This is a genomic window from Rheinheimera sp. A13L (assembly GCF_000217935.1).
Lineage (GTDB): Bacteria > Pseudomonadota > Gammaproteobacteria > Enterobacterales > Alteromonadaceae > Pararheinheimera.
Genome location: NZ_AFHI01000067.1, coordinates 50,465 through 71,090 on the forward strand (window position 1 = coordinate 50,465; position 20,626 = coordinate 71,090).

Annotated in this window: 17 protein-coding genes; 15 read left to right on the top strand and 2 right to left on the bottom strand. The window is 46.8% G+C overall.

The features are described 5' to 3' along the window. Positions 1-3 precede the first annotated feature (3 nt). The 10 genes from metL to RHEIN_RS18255 all read left to right on the top strand — a co-directional run bounded on the left by metL (position 4) and on the right by RHEIN_RS18255 (position 12,316). Complete coding sequence (gene metL / locus RHEIN_RS18210) at positions 4-2,391, top strand: bifunctional aspartate kinase/homoserine dehydrogenase II (RefSeq protein ID WP_237704448.1); 2,388 nt, start codon at positions 4-6, stop codon at positions 2,389-2,391. 8 nt (positions 2,392-2,399) lie between these two features. Beyond that, positions 2,400-3,302 (top strand): methylenetetrahydrofolate reductase, encoded by a 903-nt coding sequence (gene metF / locus RHEIN_RS18215; protein WP_008900451.1) that lies wholly within the window; start codon positions 2,400-2,402, stop codon positions 3,300-3,302. A 13-nt stretch (positions 3,303-3,315) separates the two neighbouring features. After that, entirely contained in the window at positions 3,316-3,849 is a 534-nt protein-coding gene (gene thpR, locus RHEIN_RS18220; protein ID WP_008900452.1) for an RNA 2',3'-cyclic phosphodiesterase, read from the top strand. A gap of 77 nt (positions 3,850-3,926) precedes the next feature. Next, on the top strand, positions 3,927-5,681 hold the full coding sequence (dauA, locus tag RHEIN_RS18225) for a C4-dicarboxylic acid transporter DauA (protein WP_008900453.1): 1,755 nt from the start codon (positions 3,927-3,929) through the stop codon (positions 5,679-5,681). 239 nt (positions 5,682-5,920) lie between these two features. Next, complete coding sequence (gene argC, locus RHEIN_RS18230; protein ID WP_008900454.1) at positions 5,921-6,961, top strand: N-acetyl-gamma-glutamyl-phosphate reductase; 1,041 nt, start codon at positions 5,921-5,923, stop codon at positions 6,959-6,961. Further along, positions 6,958-7,728, top strand: a complete 771-nt coding sequence (gene argB, locus RHEIN_RS18235) for an acetylglutamate kinase (protein ID WP_008900455.1) — start codon at positions 6,958-6,960, stop codon at positions 7,726-7,728. The genes argC and argB overlap by 4 nt, the downstream gene beginning before the upstream one ends. Positions 7,729-7,809: 81 nt before the next feature. Continuing rightward, positions 7,810-8,724, top strand: coding sequence for an ornithine carbamoyltransferase (locus RHEIN_RS18240; RefSeq protein WP_040555434.1), 915 nt, complete (start codon positions 7,810-7,812; stop codon positions 8,722-8,724). Positions 8,725-8,726: 2 nt separating this feature from the next. Then, positions 8,727-9,935 (top strand): argininosuccinate synthase, encoded by a 1,209-nt coding sequence (locus RHEIN_RS18245; protein ID WP_237704450.1) that lies wholly within the window; start codon positions 8,727-8,729, stop codon positions 9,933-9,935. Between the two features lie 198 nt (positions 9,936-10,133). Continuing rightward, positions 10,134-11,513 (top strand): argininosuccinate lyase, encoded by a 1,380-nt coding sequence (argH, locus tag RHEIN_RS18250; RefSeq protein WP_008900458.1) that lies wholly within the window; start codon positions 10,134-10,136, stop codon positions 11,511-11,513. Positions 11,514-11,638: 125 nt separating this feature from the next. After that, positions 11,639-12,316 (top strand): substrate-binding periplasmic protein, encoded by a 678-nt coding sequence (locus tag RHEIN_RS18255; protein WP_008900459.1) that lies wholly within the window; start codon positions 11,639-11,641, stop codon positions 12,314-12,316. Between the two features lie 19 nt (positions 12,317-12,335). Here the strand turns inward: RHEIN_RS18255 and RHEIN_RS18260 are convergent, their stop codons facing one another. Further along, positions 12,336-13,031 (bottom strand): tellurite resistance TerB family protein, encoded by a 696-nt coding sequence (locus RHEIN_RS18260; RefSeq protein WP_008900460.1) that lies wholly within the window; start codon positions 13,029-13,031, stop codon positions 12,336-12,338. A gap of 136 nt (positions 13,032-13,167) precedes the next feature. Next, entirely contained in the window at positions 13,168-15,804 is a 2,637-nt protein-coding gene (locus RHEIN_RS18265; RefSeq protein ID WP_008900461.1) for a penicillin-binding protein 1A, read from the bottom strand. Positions 15,805-15,991: 187 nt separating this feature from the next. On the opposite strand from RHEIN_RS18265, the gene RHEIN_RS18270 reads away from it, so the two are divergent. The 5 genes from RHEIN_RS18270 to RHEIN_RS18290 are packed head-to-tail and all read left to right on the top strand — an operon-like array spanning position 15,992 to position 20,476. Then, positions 15,992-17,035 (top strand): pilus assembly protein PilM, encoded by a 1,044-nt coding sequence (locus RHEIN_RS18270; protein ID WP_008900462.1) that lies wholly within the window; start codon positions 15,992-15,994, stop codon positions 17,033-17,035. Continuing rightward, positions 17,023-17,619, top strand: a complete 597-nt coding sequence (locus RHEIN_RS18275; RefSeq protein WP_008900463.1) for a PilN domain-containing protein — start codon at positions 17,023-17,025, stop codon at positions 17,617-17,619. Before RHEIN_RS18270 ends, RHEIN_RS18275 begins: the two co-directional genes overlap by 13 nt. Then, complete coding sequence (locus tag RHEIN_RS18280; RefSeq protein ID WP_008900464.1) at positions 17,616-18,215, top strand: type 4a pilus biogenesis protein PilO; 600 nt, start codon at positions 17,616-17,618, stop codon at positions 18,213-18,215. The genes RHEIN_RS18275 and RHEIN_RS18280 overlap by 4 nt, the downstream gene beginning before the upstream one ends. Next, the gene (locus RHEIN_RS18285) at positions 18,212-18,757 is read left to right on the top strand and encodes a pilus assembly protein PilP (RefSeq protein WP_008900465.1); all 546 of its coding nucleotides are present in this window, start codon (positions 18,212-18,214) and stop codon (positions 18,755-18,757) included. Before RHEIN_RS18280 ends, RHEIN_RS18285 begins: the two co-directional genes overlap by 4 nt. 9 nt (positions 18,758-18,766) lie before the next feature. Further along, entirely contained in the window at positions 18,767-20,476 is a 1,710-nt protein-coding gene (locus RHEIN_RS18290) for a type IV pilus secretin PilQ (RefSeq protein WP_008900466.1), read from the top strand. The last annotated feature ends 150 nt before the right edge of the window (positions 20,477-20,626 follow it).

A 20,626-nucleotide genomic window follows, 5' to 3' on the forward strand; every position in this document is an offset into this window, starting at 1 on the left:
GTTATGAGCAGTACAGTGAAGAATCAAAACACAGTGCATAAATTCGGCGGTAGCAGCTTAGCCAGCGCTGAGCGTTTTTCTGCAGTCGCCGCTATTGTGGCGAAAGAACCAGAAGCCTGGGTGGTGGTATCAGCACCAGGTGACACCACAGACGAGTTATTGGCTTTAATCGACAGCCGTGAGCAGCCAGAGCTTTTTGCGACATTGTTACAGCAACTGACTGAAAAGCTGAGCCTGCTCATTCAACGCACTTTAGATGAACAGAATGCGGTTTTGCTTACCCAAAAAGTACAAAGTTGGTTAGCTGAAGTGCCGGGATTTTCAGCTACAGCTCAGTTTAACGATGTATTGGCTATAGGTGAGCGCTTATCCAGTCAGCTATTGGCGGCTTTATTAAGTCAGCAAGGCTTAAAAGCCTGCGCTATAGATGCCCGTGATTTTTTACGTTTAGACGGCAGTGAAGTGCAATACGAGGTTTCCTCTTCCTGGTTGGCGCCTTTTGAAACCACAGGCATTAAAGTAGTGACTGGTTATATAGCCCGTGATTTACAAGGCAACAGTATTACTTTGGGCCGTAATGGCAGTGACTACTCCGCTACTATTGTAGGGCGTTTAGTCAAAGCTCAGGCCATTCATATCTGGACTGATGTGGATGCAATTTACAGTGCCGACCCACGTAAAGTGCCTTCAGCCCGCGCTTACCGTCAGGTGCCATGGCAGCAGGCCTTAACTTTGGCCCAGTTGGGTAATCCGGTATTGCATGCAAAAACTTTAAGTCCTTTGTTGGATGCGCCTGCAGATTTAATAGTTCGCAGCAGTTTTGAACCCAATCATCCAGGGTGCAAAGTCAGCCAGCAAGCCGCTATTGAAGTGCAGTTTTTAACTGACTTAGCACAAGCTGCGTTAGTCACTGTTCCTGCAAGTTGCAAATTAAATGCTGCAGCTGTGGCTTCCGCCTTACAAATTACAGTCTTTGCAGCACCTAAAGCTGCGGATCAGTGGATAGTGGCCAGTAATCAGGTGGATACCTTATTAAGTTATCTGGCTGGTCAGCAGGTATTTGCCCGGGTGAATCCTCAGGCTTTTCATGCTGTGGTCTGGGTAAAACCAGCCGCCCGTCAGCAAAAACAAGTGAATGCAGCAGCAGGGCGTTGGTTAGACCGTCAACAAGCTGCTTTTAGTTTTGAAGATGAACAACTGGCCTTATGGTTATTCCAAAGCGCTTTGACTTCTCTGGAACTGACGGAATTGCATCAGTTATTACTGCCGACTCAAGTGCAGCTGAATGTGGTTGTGGCAGGCACAGGCAACGTGGGAGCTGAGTTTTTAGCCTTATTGGCGAAGCAACAACAAGCTTTTGCTGGCCAGATTGATTTAAAACTGGCGGGTTTATTTAATTCCCGTCAGGCGCTTTTTGCTGAAAAAATTGATATTCACAACTGGCAACAGGCACTGTCTTTGGCTCCTGCTTATACTGAAGCACAGCTGGAATTGGCGTTGCAGCAGTTGCCAGAGCCTAAAGTGCTGGTGGATTTAACGCCAAGCCGTGCTTTTGCCGAACGTTATCCGCAATTTATTCATGCAGGTTTAGATTTAATCAGTGCCAATAAACAAGGTGTGACTTTGCCACTGGCTCAGTATCAGCAGATTAAACAAGCTGCTGAACAGCAGCAGGTGCAGTGGCTGAGCAATACCACAGTAGGCGCAGGTTTACCTGTACAACGTTTATTGCAGGAACTGAGAAGCAGCGGCGATACAGTGCATCGCATCAGCGGTATTTTCTCCGGTACTTTGTCCTGGTTGCTGGCGAAATTTGATGGCAGCAAAGCTTTTTCCGACTTTGTGTTGGAAGCTCAGCAATTAGGCTTAACTGAACCTGATCCACGGGACGATTTATCCGGTAAAGATGTACAGCGCAAATTATTGGTGCTGGCCCGTGAGCTGGATTTAGCTCTGGATATTGATCAGATTGAATTGGAACCTTTATTACCTGCTTCATTAAGCGGTGGCAGTATTGAAGACTTCTGGGCCGGGCGTGAAACTCTGGATCAGGAATTAGCTGCGCTGCAGCAACAAAGTCAGGCGGCAGGTAAAGTCTTGCGATATGTCGCCGATTTAAGAATAGAAGCAGGCAAAGCCAAAGCCCAGGTGTCTTTAGTTGCTGTAGAGCAGACGGATCCGCTGGCGGCCATTTTGCCTTGTGACAATATTTTTGTCATTGAGTCCGACTGGTATCAACAGAATCCGTTGGTGTTAAAAGGCCCTGGTGCTGGTCGTCAGGTGACGGCTGGTGGTGTCCATGCCGACTTAGCCATTTTAGCCAAACAAAAAATTGCCGCTGCCAAAGCAGCTAAACATAGTCAGGCTCAGGCCGCAGCCTGGGTGAAGTGAGAAATAATATGTCTTTTGTCAGCGCACAGTATTTAGAATCTATTAACCGCAATCTGCAGGATGTGGCAGGCAAGGTCAACGTCAGCTTTGAGTTTTTCCCACCAAAAACAGAGCAGATGGAAAACACCTTATGGCAGTCGATTGAACGTTTAGCCCCTTTGGCTCCTTCTTTTGTCTCTGTGACTTATGGCGCAAACTCAGGCGAACGCGACCGTACACACGATATTATTAAGTCAATTAAACAGCGTACTGGCTTGATTGCTGCACCGCATTTAACCTGTGTTGATGCCAGTCGAGCTGAGCTTGAGCGTATTGCTAAAGACTACTGGGACAATGGTATTCGCCATATTGTCGCCTTGCGCGGTGATTTACCGCCGGGTAATAAAGAAAAACCAGCTTTGTATGCAGCGGATTTAGTGGAGATTTTACGTTCAGTGGCCGACTTTGATATTTCAGTAGCGGCCTACCCTGAAGTACACCCAGAATCACCAAATGCTCAGTTTGATTTACTGAACTTAAAACGCAAAATTGATGCCGGTGCGTCCCGTGCTATTACCCAGTTCTTTTTTGAACCGGAAAAGTACTTACGCTACCGCGACCGCTGCGCCGCTATAGGTATAGATGTGGAAATAGTACCGGGCATTTTACCTGTGACTAATTTCCAGCAACTGACCAAATTCGCCACTATGACCAATGTAGCTATTCCAGGCTGGATGAATAAAGCCTATGAAGGCCTGGATCAGGATGCGACCACCCGTAATCTGGTCGCTGCTAATATTGCGATGGATATGGTCAAAGTGTTAAGCCGTGAAGGGGTGAATCATTTTCACTTCTATACCTTAAACCGCTGCGAACTCAGCTATGCCATCTGCCATTTATTGGGCGTACGGCCGCAGAGTGCCATTGCCTGAGGTCATACATAGCATGGACGACAGATGTTTCCTCAGTCTGAAGTTCAGCCCAGAGCAACAACGGCTGCTGTATGCTTATCAGCAGCCTGCTTTTTGTCAGGAAGCCAAGTGGCATCCGGCCGACAACCTGCATCTGACACTAGTGTTTTTAGGTCAGCAAGCTTTAGCTGCGCAGCAGCAATTATGGTTACAAAGCCTTGAATTGCTGCACCAGCTACCGACTTTTGAACTTTGTTTTGATGAGCTTAATCAGTTCAGTCACGCCAAAGTGCTGTATCTGGGCGTCTCTCAACCACCCGAAACTCTGATGGCCCTTCAACAGCAGCTGCAACAACTGGCTTTGCCTTTTTTGAATGCGCCTGTACCGGAACATTTTGTGCCTCATGTCACCCTTGCGCGTAAGTTTCAGTCTGCAGCTGTTTTTCCCATGCCAGTTCAGCCTTTACACCTGTTTTGTACAGAAGTAGCTTTGTATCACTCCATCAGTACGAAACATGGGGTGAGTTATCAGCCAGTGCATACTTATACTTTAGTCCCAAAGGCCTGAATCTTTACACTAGATCAATATCTTAGCAGCTAGACTTAGTTACACTCAGCTTGTGTTCTGTTACCGGACGGATTCAGATGTCGCACCGCTCTTATTTGTTTTCTTTGCGTATTGGCCATGCGCTGCGGGAATGTCTGGCCGAAGGCTATAGCTTTGGCGCTTTTAAGTTAGATCTGCTGGCCGGTATCACAGTGGGTATTATTGCTATTCCTCTGGCGATGGCGCTCGCTATTGCCAGTGGTGTGCCGCCACAATACGGATTGTACACCGCTGTGATCGCAGGTTTTCTGATAGCCCTGACCGGTGGCTCGCGTTACAGCGTCAGCGGGCCTACAGCCGCTTTTGTCGTTATTTTATACCCCGTGGCACAAAGTTATGGTCTGGCTGGTTTGTTGCTGGCCACCATTTTATCTGGAGTGATGCTGATCATCATGGCGGCCATGCGTTTTGGCCGTTTTATCGAATACATTCCCGAAGCTGTGACTTTAGGTTTTACCAGCGGTATTGCTGTGGTCATTGCCACTTTGCAAATGAAAGACGTCTTTGGTTTACCTGTAGACAAGCTATCTGAGCATTATCTGGAAAAATTACAGCAACTGTCTTTAGCTATGCCTGAACTGCACTGGCCGTCCTTGCTGGCGGCTGCTGTTACTTTAGCTGTGATGTGGCTCTGGCCAAAACTCAAACTACCCTTGCCACCGCATTTACCCGCCATAGTGATAGCTACAGCTTTGGCCTTAGCGCTGGCTCAGTGTGGGCTGGAGCTGGATACCATAGGCAGTCGTTTTAGTTATGTATTGCCTGATGGTTCGCAAGGGCAGGGCATTCCAGCCGTGTTACCCGAATTGACCTGGCCCTGGTTACAGGCTGGCCCCGATGGGCAAGCTTTACAATTCAGCACTCAAATGGTGAAAGACTTATTGGCTGCAGCTTTTGCAATGGCCATGTTAGGCGCTATTGAATCCTTGCTTTGCGCTGTAGTCTTGGATGGTATGACAGGGCGCAGACACAGCGCCAATAGTGAATTATTAGGCCAGGGTATAGGTAATATAGTGGCACCTTTTTTAGGCGGATTTACCTCCACAGCGGCTTTAGCGCGTTCTGCTGCCAATGTGCGGGCTGGCGCTCAGTCACCGATAGCCGGCATGATCCATGCGCTGGTGGTGTTATTAGCTTTGCTGGTGTTGGCGCCTGTATTGGCGTATTTACCTATGGCGGCTATGGCGGCTTTGCTGTTAGTTGTAGCCTGGAATATGAGTGAAGCCCCTAAAGCTGTGCATCTGCTGAAAACCGCGCCCCGTAACGACATCATCATTTTTCTGATTTGTTTTGGCTGTACTGTGCTCTTTGATATGGTTATTGCCATCAGCTGTGGCATGGTCATCGCCGCTTTTTTCTTTGTGAAGCAAGTGGCGGATATGACCCGGGTAGCGGATATCAGTCATAACAGAAAATACGTGCTTGAGCCTTTGCCTGAAGGCTGGAAAGCATTTCGCATCAGTGGCCCTTTGTTTTTTGCAGCAGCCGACCGGGTTTTTGGGGAGTTATCGCTAAAACTCAAACAGCAGCAAGGCGCTATTTTAGTTATGGATGCTGTTACTTTAATGGATGCTGGCGGACTATCAGCTTTTACCAAACTGGTCAGTCTGGCTGAGAAACAGGGGATTCATTTATTGGTGACAGACTTAAGCTTCCAACCGCTAAAAACTCTGGCCAAAGCTAAGGTGCAACCTTTAGCTGGTCTTTTGAGTTTTTATTCAACTTTGCCCGAAGCTCTGAACAGCCTGCCGGGTCAGAACATCGATCCGCAAGGCGAAGCTGTGGGTTTATGATCACAAGCAGTAATTTAACCGCATCTCTTATTCCGACTTCTGCGCTGGGGCATTTTGGTCTAAGCTGTGGTCTTTCTGCAGTGGATCGGATGCTTGTTTGAATTTATGAATTAAATAAAATAAAAATTCACTAATTCAGCATAATAATTCTTGAAACTGCATGGCGAAGCCACTACACTGGCCACACTTTTTGGCGTGACCTTAATTTATTATTTATGTTTTCGGAGACTCTGCATCCTATGTCCACTCAATCCACTTCCCCTGGCTCCAAACTGCGTAGCGCTGTATTAGGTGCTGCTGGCTACAGCGGCGCTGAACTTGCCGTTATGTTGGCACGGAACCCGTATTTTGAGTTGAGTTATGCTTTTGCTTCCGCTGGCCGCGCTGCTGAACCTTTTGCAAATTTATATCCACGTTATCAGGGTGTTGTTGATGTTTTAGTGCAGCCGTGGACGGACGATTTAGTGGAAGACTTAGCAGGCAAACTGGATGTGGCTTTTTTAGCTTTGCCCCATGAAGTCAGTGAAGCTGTTACGCCTTTGTTACTGGCAAAAGGCATAGCCGTCTTTGATTTATCAGGTGCCTTCCGTTTAAAAGACCCGGCTTTGTATCCTAAATATTATGGCTATGAGCATCAGCATCCGGAATTACTGGATCAGGCCGTGTATTCACTGATGGAGTGGTTGGAGCAACCTTTGCCACAGTTGGTATCTGTGCCAGGTTGTTACCCTACAGCCTGTTCGCTGGCGTTGTTGCCTTTATTAAAGACGGGTTTAGTGGCCGATGGCTGTATTCCTGTCATTAACGCTACCAGCGGTGTGTCTGGTGCTGGCCGTAAAGCTGCATTAAGTACGTCGTTTTGCGAAGTGGGTCTGAATGCCTATGGCTTTTTTAAACACAGACACAGACCTGAAATCGAGCAGAATTTAGGCCGCAAAGTGGTGTTTACGCCGCACTTGGGCAACTTTAAGCGTGGCATTCTGGCCACCAGCGTGGTGACTTTAAAATCTGGTGTCACTGCAGAGCAAGTCGCTGCCGCTTTTCAGCAGGCTTATGCAGCTAAACCATTAGTACGTTTAGTCAAGCATTCACCCAATGTAGCTGATGTAGCGGGCACACCATTTTGTGATATCCACTGGCAACAGGATGGTGAGCAACTGGTGATTGTCTCTTGTATTGATAACCTGCTCAAAGGCGCCGCCGCTCAGGCGATGCAGGCGGCGAATATTAAATTTGGCGCACCTGAAACTGCGGGTTTATTTGCAGGAGCAGCAGAATGAGCCAGACACCTTTAGTACTTAAAATGGGTGGCCGTTTATTACAGGATCAGGCCGCTTTAGATGCCTTATTAAAAGTGTGTGCCCAGTTAAAAACTCAGTATCCGATAGTGCTGGTGCATGGCGGTGGTGATCAGGTGGATCAGTGGCTGGCTAAATTTGGTTTTACGACTGAAAAAATTGATGGCCAGCGGGTATCTCCTGCTGAACAAATGCCTGTGATTACCGGTGCTTTAGATGGTGCAGTGAACGCTGATATGGTGGCGCGGGCTACCTTGCAGGGCTTAAATCCTGTGGGATTAAGCCTGGCAGCAGGTGGTAGTTTAGCTTTTGATATTAATCAGAAGTTAGGTGCTGTTGGTATTGCCAAACCTAATAATCCACTGCTGCTGAATACCTTATTGGCCCAGGGTTTTACGCCTGTATTCAGCTCTATTGGCTTAAGTGCCGATGGCCAGTTACTCAATGTGAATGCCGATATTGCAGCAGCTGCTATTTGCCAGTTGGTGCAAGGCCAACTGGTATTACTGACCGATGTACCGGGAATTCTTGACGCCACTATGCAGCTTATCCCCACTTTAACTGCAGCCCAAGCGCAGCAACTGGTGCTTGATGGGGTGATTAAAGGTGGCATGAAAGTAAAACTGGATGCTGCGCTTGAAACAGCACAAGCACTGAAACGTAATATTACAGTGGCAGGATGGCAGCATCCCGACGATTTATTAAAGTTGATGCAGCAACAAGCAGTAGGGACTTGCATCGTGTATTAGTTTAGAAACTAAACAGTGTCTCAATAATTGAGCCTGTTGCAACGATAAGGATGCCGCCTAGCGGACATGCAGTGTGTTTTTATGAGTAAATTAACCCAGCTTTTATGTTTAGCTGAATTAGACCAGACCCAATTATCCGACTTGCTGGAGCTGGCGCTTCAGATCAAACAAAAGCCAGAGCAGTACAGCTCTGCACTTAAAGGCAAAAGCATTGCCTTGTTGTTTGAAAAACCTTCTTTGCGAACCCGCGTCAGCTTTGATGTAGGGATCAACAAATTAGGTGGTCACAGTGTGTATCTGGATCAGCAAAACGGGGCTATGGGCGTACGCGAATCAGTGGAAGATTTTGGCAGTAACCTGGCTTGTTGGTGTGATGCCATAGTGGCGCGGGTCTATTCTCAGAAAACATTAGTGCAGCTTTCGCAAAGCAGCAAAAAGCCAGTGATTAATGCACTGAGTGATCTGTACCATCCTTGTCAGGCACTGGCGGATTTGTTGACGTTAAAAGAGCATTATGGCGATTTAAGCAAAGTGCACCTGGCTTTTGTCGGTGATGGTAACAATGTCTGCCACTCCTTGATGTTAGGTGCAGCTATTCTGGGCATGACGCTGACTGTGGTCACACCACAAGGCTTTGGTCCTGATGCTCATGTATTGTTAAAAGCTCAGGTGATGGCAGAAAAAAGCGGCGCTAAACTGACCTTAAGTCAGCATGTGTCAGCTGCTGCTGGTGCCGATGCTATTTACACCGACACCTGGATGTCGATGGGTGCTAAGGCTGACCCTAAGCTGGTCGAGAACCTGTTTGCACCTTATCAAATCAACACTGCAGTGATGCAGCGTTTAGCAGTCAAACATTTTATGCACTGCCTGCCAGCTCACCGTGGTCAGGAAGTGACCAGCGAAGTGCTGGACAGTGATAATTCGCTGGTGTTGCAGCAGGCAGAAAACCGTATGCACGCTCAGAACGCAGTATTAGTCAGTTTATTTAGTTGAGGTTGGACATGAGTATCAAGAAAGTAGTTTTAGCTTATTCAGGTGGTTTAGACACATCGGCGATCGTGCCTTGGTTAAAAGATAACTACGACTGTGAAGTCATAGCTTTTGTAGCCAACGTTGGGCAAGGTGATGAAGAACTGGCTGGTGTGGAAGAAAAAGCCATTAAGTCAGGCGCAAGCTCGTGCTACGTGGTCGACCTGCGTGAAGAACTGATTAAAGAAGTGATTTACCCAACCTTAAAAACAGGTGCAGTGTATGAAGGCCAGTATTTGCTGGGTACTTCAATGGCGCGCCCTGTGATTGCCCGTGCTCAGGTTGAACTGGCGCTGAAATTAGGTGCAGATGCTTTATGCCATGGTTGTACTGGTAAAGGTAACGATCAGGTGCGTTTTGAAGGTGCTTTTGCCGCCTTAGCGCCGCAGTTAAAAGTGATAGCGCCATGGCGTGAATGGCAATTTAACTCACGTCAGTCCTTGCTAAATTATCTGGCTGAGAAAAATGTGCCAACCACAGCTTCTGCCACCAAAATTTATAGCCGTGACGCCAACTTATGGCACATCTCGCACGAAGGTGGTGAGATTGAAAACCCGTGGAATGAACCATCAGATCAAATCTGGATGTGGACTAAATCTCCAGAGCAGGCGCCGGATAAAGCCGAACATATTCAGTTAAGTTTTGAAAAAGGCGAACTGACGAAGTTAAATGGTGAAGCGGTAGCTCCAATCAAAGCCATTGAAGTACTGAACGCTATCGGTTCAGAACATGGTATTGGCCGTATCGACATCGTCGAAAACCGTTTAGTGGGTATGAAATCCCGTGGCTGTTATGAAACGCCTGGCGGCACTATTTTAGTCGCGGCATTACGCGCTTTGGAATCTTTGGTGTATGACCGTACTTCACTGAAATACCGTGAAGAAGTGGGCTTAGAGTTTGCTCAGCTGGTCTATGATGGCCGTTGGTTCACGCCGTTAAAAGATGCCTTGTTAGCTGCTGCTACTTCTCTGGCTGACCAACTGACAGGTGACATAGTCGTCAAGCTGTACAAAGGCAATGTGACAGTAACGCAACGTCGTTCACCCAACAGCCTGTACTCTGAAGCCTTCGCTACTTTTGAAGGGGATGAAGTGTACAACCAAAAAGATGCTGCAGGTTTTATCCGCCTGTACAGCTTAGCCAGCCGTATTCGTGCTTTGCATAGAAAAGGTTAAGCTCCTGGCGTAATTATTCGGGCGGCCATTAAGCCGCCCATTCTATACCCTTCGTACTTGAAGCTGCCGCTTTGTTGACTGCGTTCTCTCGCCCCAATCACATAGGACTACTATGTTCATGGGGTCTCGCTCTCTTGCCGTCGCGCTGCAACATCAATTACTTTGGGTATATCTACTATTAATGCAGAGGTATTTATCATGGCGATGTGGGGTGGTCGGTTTACCGAAGCCAGTCTGGCCGAGTTCAGTGAATTTAATGACTCATTAAGTTTTGATTATCTGCTGGCGCAACAGGATATTCAGGCCTCCCGTGCCTGGACCCTAGGCTTGCTTGAAGCTGGCATTATTACGGCTGCTGAAGCAGAGCAACTGGATCATGCGCTGGCTGATTTAGCTTTGGCTTTGGAATCTAATCCTAAGCTGCCGTTGCAGACGCAGGAAGAGGATATTCATAGCTGGGTGGAAGCTCAGTTGCAGCAAAAAATTGGTGCTGTGGCGAAAAAACTGCATACAGGCCGCAGCCGTAACGACTTAGTGGCGACCGATTTACGCTTGTGGACCAAGCTGAATGCCAATCAGGTTCGCAGCACGTTAATCACCGCTATTGGTGCCCTTATTACTTTTGCTGATGCGCATTTTGGTGCTGTGATGCCGGGCTTTACTCACCTGCAACGGGCTCAGCCTGTGTTGGTCAGTCACTGGGCTTTGGCTTACATCGAAATGTTTAAACGGGATTTAAGCCGTATCGACGATGCTTTGGCGCGTATGGATGTTTGTCCTTTAGGTTGTGGCGCTTTGGCTGGTACTGGCATTCAAATCGACCGCACAGCTTTAGCGCAGCGTTTAGGCTTTAAATCCGCAGCGCTCAATAGCTTAGATGCAGTATCTGATCGGGATTATGTGGTGGAATTATCCGCTACCGCCTCTTTGTGTATGACGCATTTATCGCGTTTATCCGAAGATGTGATCTTCTTCTGCTCAGGCGAAGCGGCTTTCTTCAAGTTGGGTGATGCCATCAGTAGCGGCTCATCCTTGATGCCACAAAAGAAAAACCCTGATGTATTTGAGTTATTACGTGGCAAAACCGGCCGGGTACTGGGGCATTTAGTGGCTATTTTGCATGTACTCAAAGGTTTGCCTTTGGCGTACAACAAAGATATGCAGGAAGACAAACAGGGCTTTTTTGATTTAATGGCAAGCTGGCAACAGTCCTTGCTGGTGCTGGCGACTGTATTGCCGCATTTATCCGTTAATGTAGAACGTTGCCGTTTAGCAGCAGAGCTTGGGTACAGCAATGCGACAGATTTGGCCGATTATCTGGTGGGTAAAGGCATCGCCTTCCGTGACGCTCATGAACTATCCGGTGAGCTGGTGCTGGTGGCGTCAAAACAGCAAAAACCTCTGGAAGCTTTAGCTTTAGCTGAAATGCAGCAGGTATCGCCTTTAATCAGTGATGATGTTTTTGCCGCCCTGACCATTGAAGCTGGTCTGGCTAAACGTGCTGCTTTGGCGGGCACCAGTCCTGACAGAGTCAAAGAAGCGATGGACGCGACTAAGCTCTGGTTCGAAGCCTTATAATTCAAAATCTTGTTATTCAAAACCTTAATGAAAAGCCGGACAGTTTGAAGTAGTCCGGTTTTTTTTCCGGCAACGCTTGCGGAAGTTTGGCTATACTTTAAAAAAATTGGGTGGGCTTGAAGCTGATGACAAGGTGGCTCTTTTTGTGTTTTGTGGCATCAGTGCAAGCCACACCTGTGGTCAAAGCTGGCCATCCAACGAATTTTAGTCTGTCTTTACCTGGAGCAGCAGAGCCGCAAGGTTATGATGCTTCTGTATTACGCTGCATAGAGCAACAAAGCCAGTTGCAGTTTGACTGGAAAAGTTACCCAAACATGCGCTTATTTCATCATGTCGCAACAGGAGAGCTGGATTTAGTCTACCCGGCTTTGTTTGATGCTGAGCGTGATAAAAGCTCTGTGCGGTCTATCGAGTTTGTTACAGTGAATAATATATGGTTAACCTTGCCAGACTCAAAAGTGGATCTGGCAAACAAGGCCATCTCCGTCTCTGTAAAACGTGGTTCGCTGCAAGCCAGCTATCTGGAAAAAGCGGGGTATTTGAATGTTGTTTATGTTGAAGAATTTGATAAGCAATTGCGGACTCTGGACGCCAGAAGAGTGGATGCTGCCTTGCTACCGGATTTGTCATTAAACGCATTGCTGTCTGATCGCAGTCCGGTTTACCGTCAGCATATTTTTAATACCACATCAGGTGGTTTTTATCTGGCTAAAGAATTTGCCAAACATCATCTGAACTCGGTGAATCAGGCTATTCTGCTTTGTCAGCAACAAATTCCAAAGCCAGCGTTGCCTGATGAATAGCCTGATTAACGGTCAGATGTTATTGAGAAAGGGCCTGCTTCGCCTGAAACTCCAATTCAGCTTTGAGTTCAACCGGCAGTTTGAGCTGGCGTGCTAACTCCTGCAAATAAGCTCCTTCCATATAGTTTTGTTCATTGATCACCAATAAACTGGCCAGATACATCTCCGCAGCCAGTTCCTGTGTGGTCGCTGCTTTTGCTATCTCGGCAGGGTCCAGTGGCTTGGCCAGTTCCTGATCAAACCAGCGCTGCAGGCTTAAATCCGACGTCAGTTTGGCTATTTCTCTGTCGATCAATTCACGTTCCTGCTGATCGATATGGCCGTCGGCTTTCGCCGCAGCAATCAGCGCTTTTAGAATAGCGTTACTGTGTTGTTCCGCCTCTGCTGCAGGTAAACGATCCACTGTCTGAGGCTCATGTTGATCCACTGTCCCTTTGTTTTGTTGTTGCCAGTTACCATAAGCTTTGTAAGCCAGTACACCCAAAGCAGCCAAACCGCCATAAGTAATAACTTTTCCTCCCAGACTTCGGCCTTGTTTTGAACCGAGCAGCAAAGCTAAAGCTCCACCTGATAAGGCTCCGCCACCAAAGCCAGACATGAGTTTGCTGACTGAGGAAGTCGCTGAAGAGGGAAAAGAACTTTGTGGTGATGATTTTTGTTGCATCAGATCTGAGCCTGCTTTTAGCAGTTGGTCCAATAAGCCTTTGGTATTCATAAATAGAAGTCCTTGAATTGCCGTTAGTTCTTCTCAGACTTATTTCACAGCGGAAAATTCAGACTAAGTTGCAAAAGGTAAAAAAAGAGGCCGCTAAAAAGCGGCCCTGGACGACAACAAATCAACTGAGACTAGCTCAGAACAGTTCTATTTCGTCCTGTTGTTGCTGGTTATTTTGAGTTGGCAATTGTTGCACTGAGGAATTCACATAAGTTTTGGGTTCAGTACCTTGTTTAAAAAACTCGAAGCCACTGCTGTTATCTGTCGCCTGAGTTAATAAACCTGTTTTCAGATCAATACGTACTGAGGTGATGCCCACAGGTGGCTGTATATATACTTGTGGTTTATCTTTTAACGCAAATCCAACAAATTCCTGCCAGGCAGGTAAAGCGGTTTTAGCTCCGGATTCACCACCAGCTATTTGATCTTTGCCTAAATTATTATTCCAGGCGGTTTTACCTAAGCGGCTTTCAGCGTCATCAAAACCTACCCATGAAGTCACCACCAGTTCAGGTGAAAAGCCTGAGAACCAGGCGTCTTTTACATCATTGGTGGTACCTGTTTTACCTGCTAAATCCTGTCGTTTTAGCTCTCGTAATCTGTGAGCAGTACCCAGCCAGCCAGTGCCTGCTTTCCAGTCGCCGCCACCCCAAATAGAACTTTTCAGCGCGTCAGCAATTAAAAAGGCATTTTGTGCTGATAAGACTCTGGGAGCGTAAGCCGGAACTTTGACCTCTGGTTGCTCTGCTGCAGTGGCTTCAGTTGCTGTAGTTTGTTCTGCGAAAGTTGCTTCTAACAAAGCTTCAGGATCTGCGTTTTCTGCCAAAGCTGCAGCTTCTTTTGCCGCTTGTTCGGCCGCCGCTTTGGCTGCCAAATCCTGTTGTTCACATTCAGCGCAAACCGGCACAGGAATATGCTCGTAAATCAGGTTGTTTTGATCATCCAGAATTTTGGTAATCACATAAGGCTTGACTAAAAAACCGCCGTTGGCGAATACCGCATAACCTGTCGCCAATTCCAGCGGAGTTAAGGACGCAGAACCCAAAGCCAGGGTTTCACTGTGCGGCAGATCTTTTTCTCTGAATCCAAATTTAGTCAGGTGCTGGCGGGTGTTTTCTATACCCACGGCCCGTAATAAACGCACTGCGACCACGTTTTTTGATTTGGCTAAAGCTTCACGAATACGGATAGCGCCGTCATACACCTCAGGAGAATTTTTTGGCCGCCATGCCTGATTTGAGCCTTCATCCCATTGATGAATAGGCGCGTCGTTCATTAAGGTCGCCAGCGTTAAATCCTCTTCAAGCGCAGCAGAATAAATAAAAGGCTTGATGTTAGAACCTACCTGACGATTGGCCTGAGTAGCGCGGTTAAACTGTGTCATTGCAAAGCTGTAACCACCAACTAATGCCTGCACTGCACCATCTTTAGGATTGATGGCCACTATAGCCCCACTGACTCCTGGAATTTGGCCTAAACGCCATTCGCCTGCATCAGGGCGCACCAACACATGCATACCTGGAGCTAATACATCAGCTGCAGCTTTAGGTGGATGGCTTTGTCTGTCATGGCTGATAAAAGCCCTGGCCCAGTTTAACCCTTGCCATGGCAGAGTGATTTTACGACCTCCGGATAAAATAGCTTCGGCCTGCTGACCTGAAACTCCGGTAATCACGGCCGGAACTAAATCTTCCAGACCATGTTGTGTATCCAGATAAGCCAAAATAGCTTCATCTGTCATAGGTTCTGTTTCAGCAAATTTAACTGAGCCATCTTCCTGAGGTTGGGCTGTGGCCTGCCATAAAGTGGCGACAGGTCCACGGTAGCCATGACGCTCGTCATAACCCACGACATTTTTTTGCACTGCAGCTACAGCTTTGCCCTGTAATTTAGAATCTACAGTGGTAAATACCTGAAAACCTTTGGAATAAGCTTCTTCTTCGCCAAATTTGTCGACCACTTCCTGACGCACCATTTCGGCGATGTAAGGCGCTGATGCGGTAATCTGAGCGCCATGCAGTTTGGATAAAATAGGTTCCTGCAGCGCTTCGTCATACTGAGCCTGAGTGATATACCCTTCATTCAGCATACGGCCCAGTACTATATTACGGCGGGCTCGTGCGCGGCTTGGTGAACGTACCGGATTTAATACTGAAGGGCCTTGGGGTAAACCGGCAATAATAGCCATTTCAGATAAAGTTAAATCCTGAATGTTTTTGCCAAAATACACTTGAGCTGCAGCACCCACACCAAAAGAGCGATGACCCAACTCAATTTTGTTTAAATAGAGTTCAAGAATTTCGTCTTTGGTGAGTTCCTGTTCAATACGTAAAGCTAAAAAGATTTCTTTAATTTTACGGATCAGCTTTTTCTCCCGGGTCAGGAAAAATACACGAGCCAATTGCTGAGTAATAGTACTGGCACCCTGCCGGGCTTCACCGCTCATAGCGACCACAGTAAAAGCACGGAACATACCAATCACATCAATGCCAGGATGTTCATAAAAACGGTTGTCTTCCGTGGCCAGCACCGCTTTGAGCAGCAAATCAGGCATTTCTTCCAGTTTCAATGGAATACGGCGTTTTTCACCAAATTGTGAAATGAGTTCACCGTCCTGACTAAAGACACGCATAGGCGTTTGCAGCTTTACATCTTTTAATGTAGCCACACTTGGCAGGTCATCTTTGACATACCAATAACTCGCCGCAACTGTAGCTACAACGGAAAAAACGCCTGCAATCACCAGAATGATTAGTTTTTTAAACCACGACACTGATTAACCTCAATGTATATTTTCGGATCTAGCGGGACTGCTAGTCTGTTTTTTTTCAAAAAGCTGTTTGCTGACCCTACGCAATCTTGTATGAAACGACTAAGCTCTTGACAGAAGTTCAATATAAATCATTGACCTGTGTACAGGACGCTATGCTAAAGCAGCTGTTTCAAACAAAAAAACCTTAATGTTAGGGGTCGATATTGGCTCACATGCTGTAAAAGCTGTGTTATTAAGCCAACACAACCAGCATTATAAAGTAGAAGCCTTTGCAATAGAACCTATGCTGAAAGGCACTATGGTGGATCGTGAAATTCAGGATATTGAAGCTGTGGCCCATGCTTTATTAAATATCAGGAAAAAGATAGATAAATCAATTAAGTATGCGGCAGCTGCTGTGTCAGGTTCCTTGGTGATCAGTAAAGTAATTTTTATGGATGCCAGTTTAACAGACGCTGAATTAGCACGTCAGATTGAATTGGAAGCCGATAGTTTAATTCCATACCCGCTGAATGAAGTCAGTTTAGACTTCGAGCGGCTGGAAGCCAATGAAACAGACCCAAGCAAGGTCAATGTGCTTTTGAGTGCAGCCCGCACCGAAAGTGTTCAGGCCAGGGTTACAGCCCTGGAATCTGCAGGATTTACCGCCAAAGTGATCGATGTTGAAAGCTCTGCTTTAAGCCGGGCCGCTGAACTCTGTCTTGATCAGTTGCCTGAAGATGCAGCAGAGAAAGTGGTGGCTGTGCTGGATATAGGCGCCACTATGACGTTACTGAGCATAGTGGAGGGCGATAAAAATCTTTATACCAGAGATATTGCCTTTGGTGGCGAGCATTACAGCCGAAGCATTATGAATTACTACAATAAAACCTATGAAGAAGCAGAGCAGGCAAAAATTCTGGCTGACTTGCCCCCTAGCTACAGTTTTGAAGTACTGGCTCCTTTTCAGACCATGTTGTTGCAACAAATTCGCCGTGCTATTCAGATGTACCTGACCACAAGCGGCAAAGAGCAGGTGGATTATTTACTGGTCAGTGGCGGCACCAGCTTGCTGGATGGTATAGACAAATTGATCAGTGACGAGCTGGCTATTCAGACTGTGCTAGCCAATCCATTTCGTCATATGGAATTAGCGGCGGACCTTAATCGTCAGGAACTGACTGAAAAAGCCCCTTGCCTGATGATCGCGACAGGCTTAGCGTTACGGAGTTTTAACTCATGGCATCAATAAACCTGCTGCCATGGCGAGAAGCCGCGCGCAAACAACAACAGCTGAATTATCTGACCCTGTTGGCTCAGGTGGCCGTGCTGGCTTTTGTGTTGATGTTTTTTGTCTATTGGCTGTATCAGGCTCGCGTGGAAGGGCAGCTCAGTCGTAATGCATTGCTGGAAACAGAAATTCAGACGTTGGATCAACGTATAGCCCAAATCAGTGAGCTGGAAAAACAAAAAGCGGGGTTGCAGCAGCGTATGTCACTGATTGAGCAGTTACAACGCAGCAGAAATCTGGGCACCCAAATTATGGATGAAGTGGCTAAAACCGTACCTGCAGGGGTGTACCTGGTGTCTTTAGATAAAAAATTCAACAGGTTACTTGTAGTTGGAAAAAGTGAGTCGAATAACAGATTATCCAGCTTACTGCGGGTAATTGAACAATCCCCTTTGCTGAATCAACCTGTGCTGGAATTTATTCAGGCCAGTAAAGAGGATAGTGGCTTATTGAGTGATTTTAAAATGCATTTAGGTCTGGTTGGGGCTGAACCTCCGCCATTACCGCCTGATGCCGCTGCCGCTAAAACCGGAGCAAGCAAATGAGCCTGAACATTAACTTGTCCGACATCGACTTATCAGAAATTGATTTTAACGATATGGGCGCCTGGCCCAAAGCCGGAAAAATTGCCTTGGCTTTGGTTGTTGCCTTTAGCGTAATGCTGCTGAGCTACTTTTTTCTGATTGAAACTCAGGTAACCAACCTTGAGGCCGCCCAGCAGAAAGAGCTGGAACTGAGGCTGGATTACCAGAGTAAATATGGCAAGGCGATCAATCTTGAGTTGTATCAGGAACAAATGCTGGAAATGGAAAAAACCTTTTCCACCTTATTAAAACAATTACCAGCAACCCATGAAACCCCTGGCATGCTGGATGATATTACTTTTGCCGGCACTTCTGTGGGTTTAACTTTTGTCCGTATTAACTGGATGCCGGAAATTGAGAAAGAGTTTTATACCGAATTGCCAATTCAGATAGAAGTGATAGGGGATTACCATCAGATCGGAAATTTTGTCAGTGAAATAGCCAAATTACCCCGTATTGTCAGTCTGCATGATTTTGTGATCCAAAGCAGGGAAGATGGTAAACAAAGTTTTAGTGTTATTGCTAAAACCTATAGATACAAGGAGCTGAAAAAATGAAATTAGTTTCTTTATTTCTGCTCTTTTGTACCTTGTGTTTAACCGGATGTTTTGATGACACAGCCGATATTGAACAGTTTATGGCGGACGTGAAAGCAAGCACCAGCGCCAAAATTCCGCCTCTGCCACCGGTCAAAGCTTTTGAGCACTTGCCCTACACCAGTTCCGACTTACGCAGTCCTTTTAGTTTGCCTTCGCCAGAGGCTTACAACCAATTGCCTGTACATCAGCCCGGTTGTGTCCAACTGGATAATCAGCGCGAAAAACACGCCTTGGAACAATTCGCGGTAGACAACTTAAAAATGCGCGGCACTTTGGGCCATGCCGAGCAGCTGTGGGCTTTGATTGAAGCTTCGGATCAAAGTTTGCACAGGATCAGTATCAATGACCGGCTAGGGTTATTTCATGGCAAGGTTATTGCTGTAAAGCCAGACTATATTGAAATTACCGAATTTATTCCTGATGGCAGTGGTTGCACTGTGCAGAGAAATAGCAAATTGCAATTGTTGAATGCGTCCGCTGATGCAACCGAAACTAACTGAGCGTGCTGAATGATGATAAAAATTAAAACAAGCTCCAGGCTCTTCCACGTCAATAAAGTGATAGTCCTGTTTTGTGCTGCGCTGGCTTTTTACACCTCAGCACAACAAAGTACAGACTTTATTAATGAAATTGATTCGATAGATTTTCGGCGTGGAGAACAAGGCGAAGCTAAGGTTCTGGTATTTCTGCAGCAAAATTCAGCTGCTGTGGATGTGGTTGAACAAAATGGCCAGATCCAGCTGGATTTTCATGATACCCAAATCAGTGATGAGTTACTGTATCAACTGGATGTGCTGGATTTTGCCACTGTGGTCAAAGGCATAGAAACTTTCCGTGAAGGCAGCAAAGCCAGGCTGGTGATTGCAACGCTCGATTCGTTCACCTACAGCTACCAGCAAATCGATCAGGTGTTTCATCTGGTGGTGCAAAAACGTGCTGCGGATCAGCAGCAGTCAGCTGCAACTGCTCAGTACGTTGGGCGAGCTATTTCTTTGAATTTTCAGGATATTCCGGTTCGTACCGTGTTGCAGATTATTGCGGATTACAACGGCTTTAATCTGGTGACCAGCGACTCAGTCACAGGCAATATCACCTTAAGACTGGACGGCACTCCCTGGGATCAGGCGCTGGATATAGTGCTGAAAGTGCGGGGTCTGGATAAACGTATGGATGGCAATATTTTGATGATAGCGCCCTCAGATGAACTGGCTGCCCGTGAAGCCAAAGAGCTGCAGGCTCAGCAACAGGTGGAGCAGCTTGAACCTTTAATTTCTGAATTCCTGCCTATTAACTATGCCAAAGCTGCGGATATTGCTGCTTTGTTAAATAACAAAGAAGCCACTTTGTTATCTGCCCGTGGCAATGTGGCTGTGGATGACAGAACCAATACCTTACTGGTGAAAGATACCGCAACCACTATTGAAAGTGTGCGTCGCTTGCTCAGACGACTGGATGTGCCTGTGAAACAAGTGCTGATTGAATCCCGTATGGTGACAGTCAAAGATAATGTGCGGGATGAAATAGGCTTACGCTGGGGTTTTAGTGATCAGCAAAATGACAGAGCCTGGTCAGGTAACGCACCAGGTGCCAATAATTTGGCAGGTGGCACTGTGCCTGCGCTCAATGACAGATGGAATGTGAATTTACCTGTAGCGAATCCGGCTGGCAGTATAGCTTTTCATGTCACTAAATTCGCCGATGGTACTTTACTGGATCTGGAGTTGTCAGCGCTGGAGCAGGAAAACAAGGGCGAAATCATTGCCAGCCCCCGTATTACTACCGCGAATCAGAAAAAAGCCAGGATAGAGCAGGGTACTGAAATTCCTTATCTGGAAGCATCCAGCAGCGGCGCTACTACAGTGACCTTTAAAAAGGCGGTATTAAGCCTTGAAGTTACCCCACAAATTACGCCGGACAATAAAATTATTCTGGATTTGGAGATCACTCAGGATACCCGTGGTGAAACTGTGTCGACTGGTAATGGCCCAGCGCAGGCGATAGACACGCAGCGCATCCAGACCCAGGTGCTGGTCGATAATGGCGCTACAGTGGTTTTAGGCGGCATTTACCAGCAGCAGATGACCAATACCACCTCCAAAGTTCCGGTGTTTGGCGATATCCCTTATTTGGGTAATTTATTTAAGCGCCGCAATGACTTTAATGAGAAAACTGAATTACTAATCTTTGTCACTCCAAAAATACTGACCGAAAGCCTGTAGCATGACGTAAAGCAAGGCCGGAGCTGACGCAGGCTCCGGCAGAAAATTCGCTTGCCAAGCCAAGCTGATTGCTGACATAATTCACCGCTTCAAATTTTCGTGGGAGCTTTCGGGTCCTGAAATTAACCTTCTAAGTTAGCGCAGCAGCAT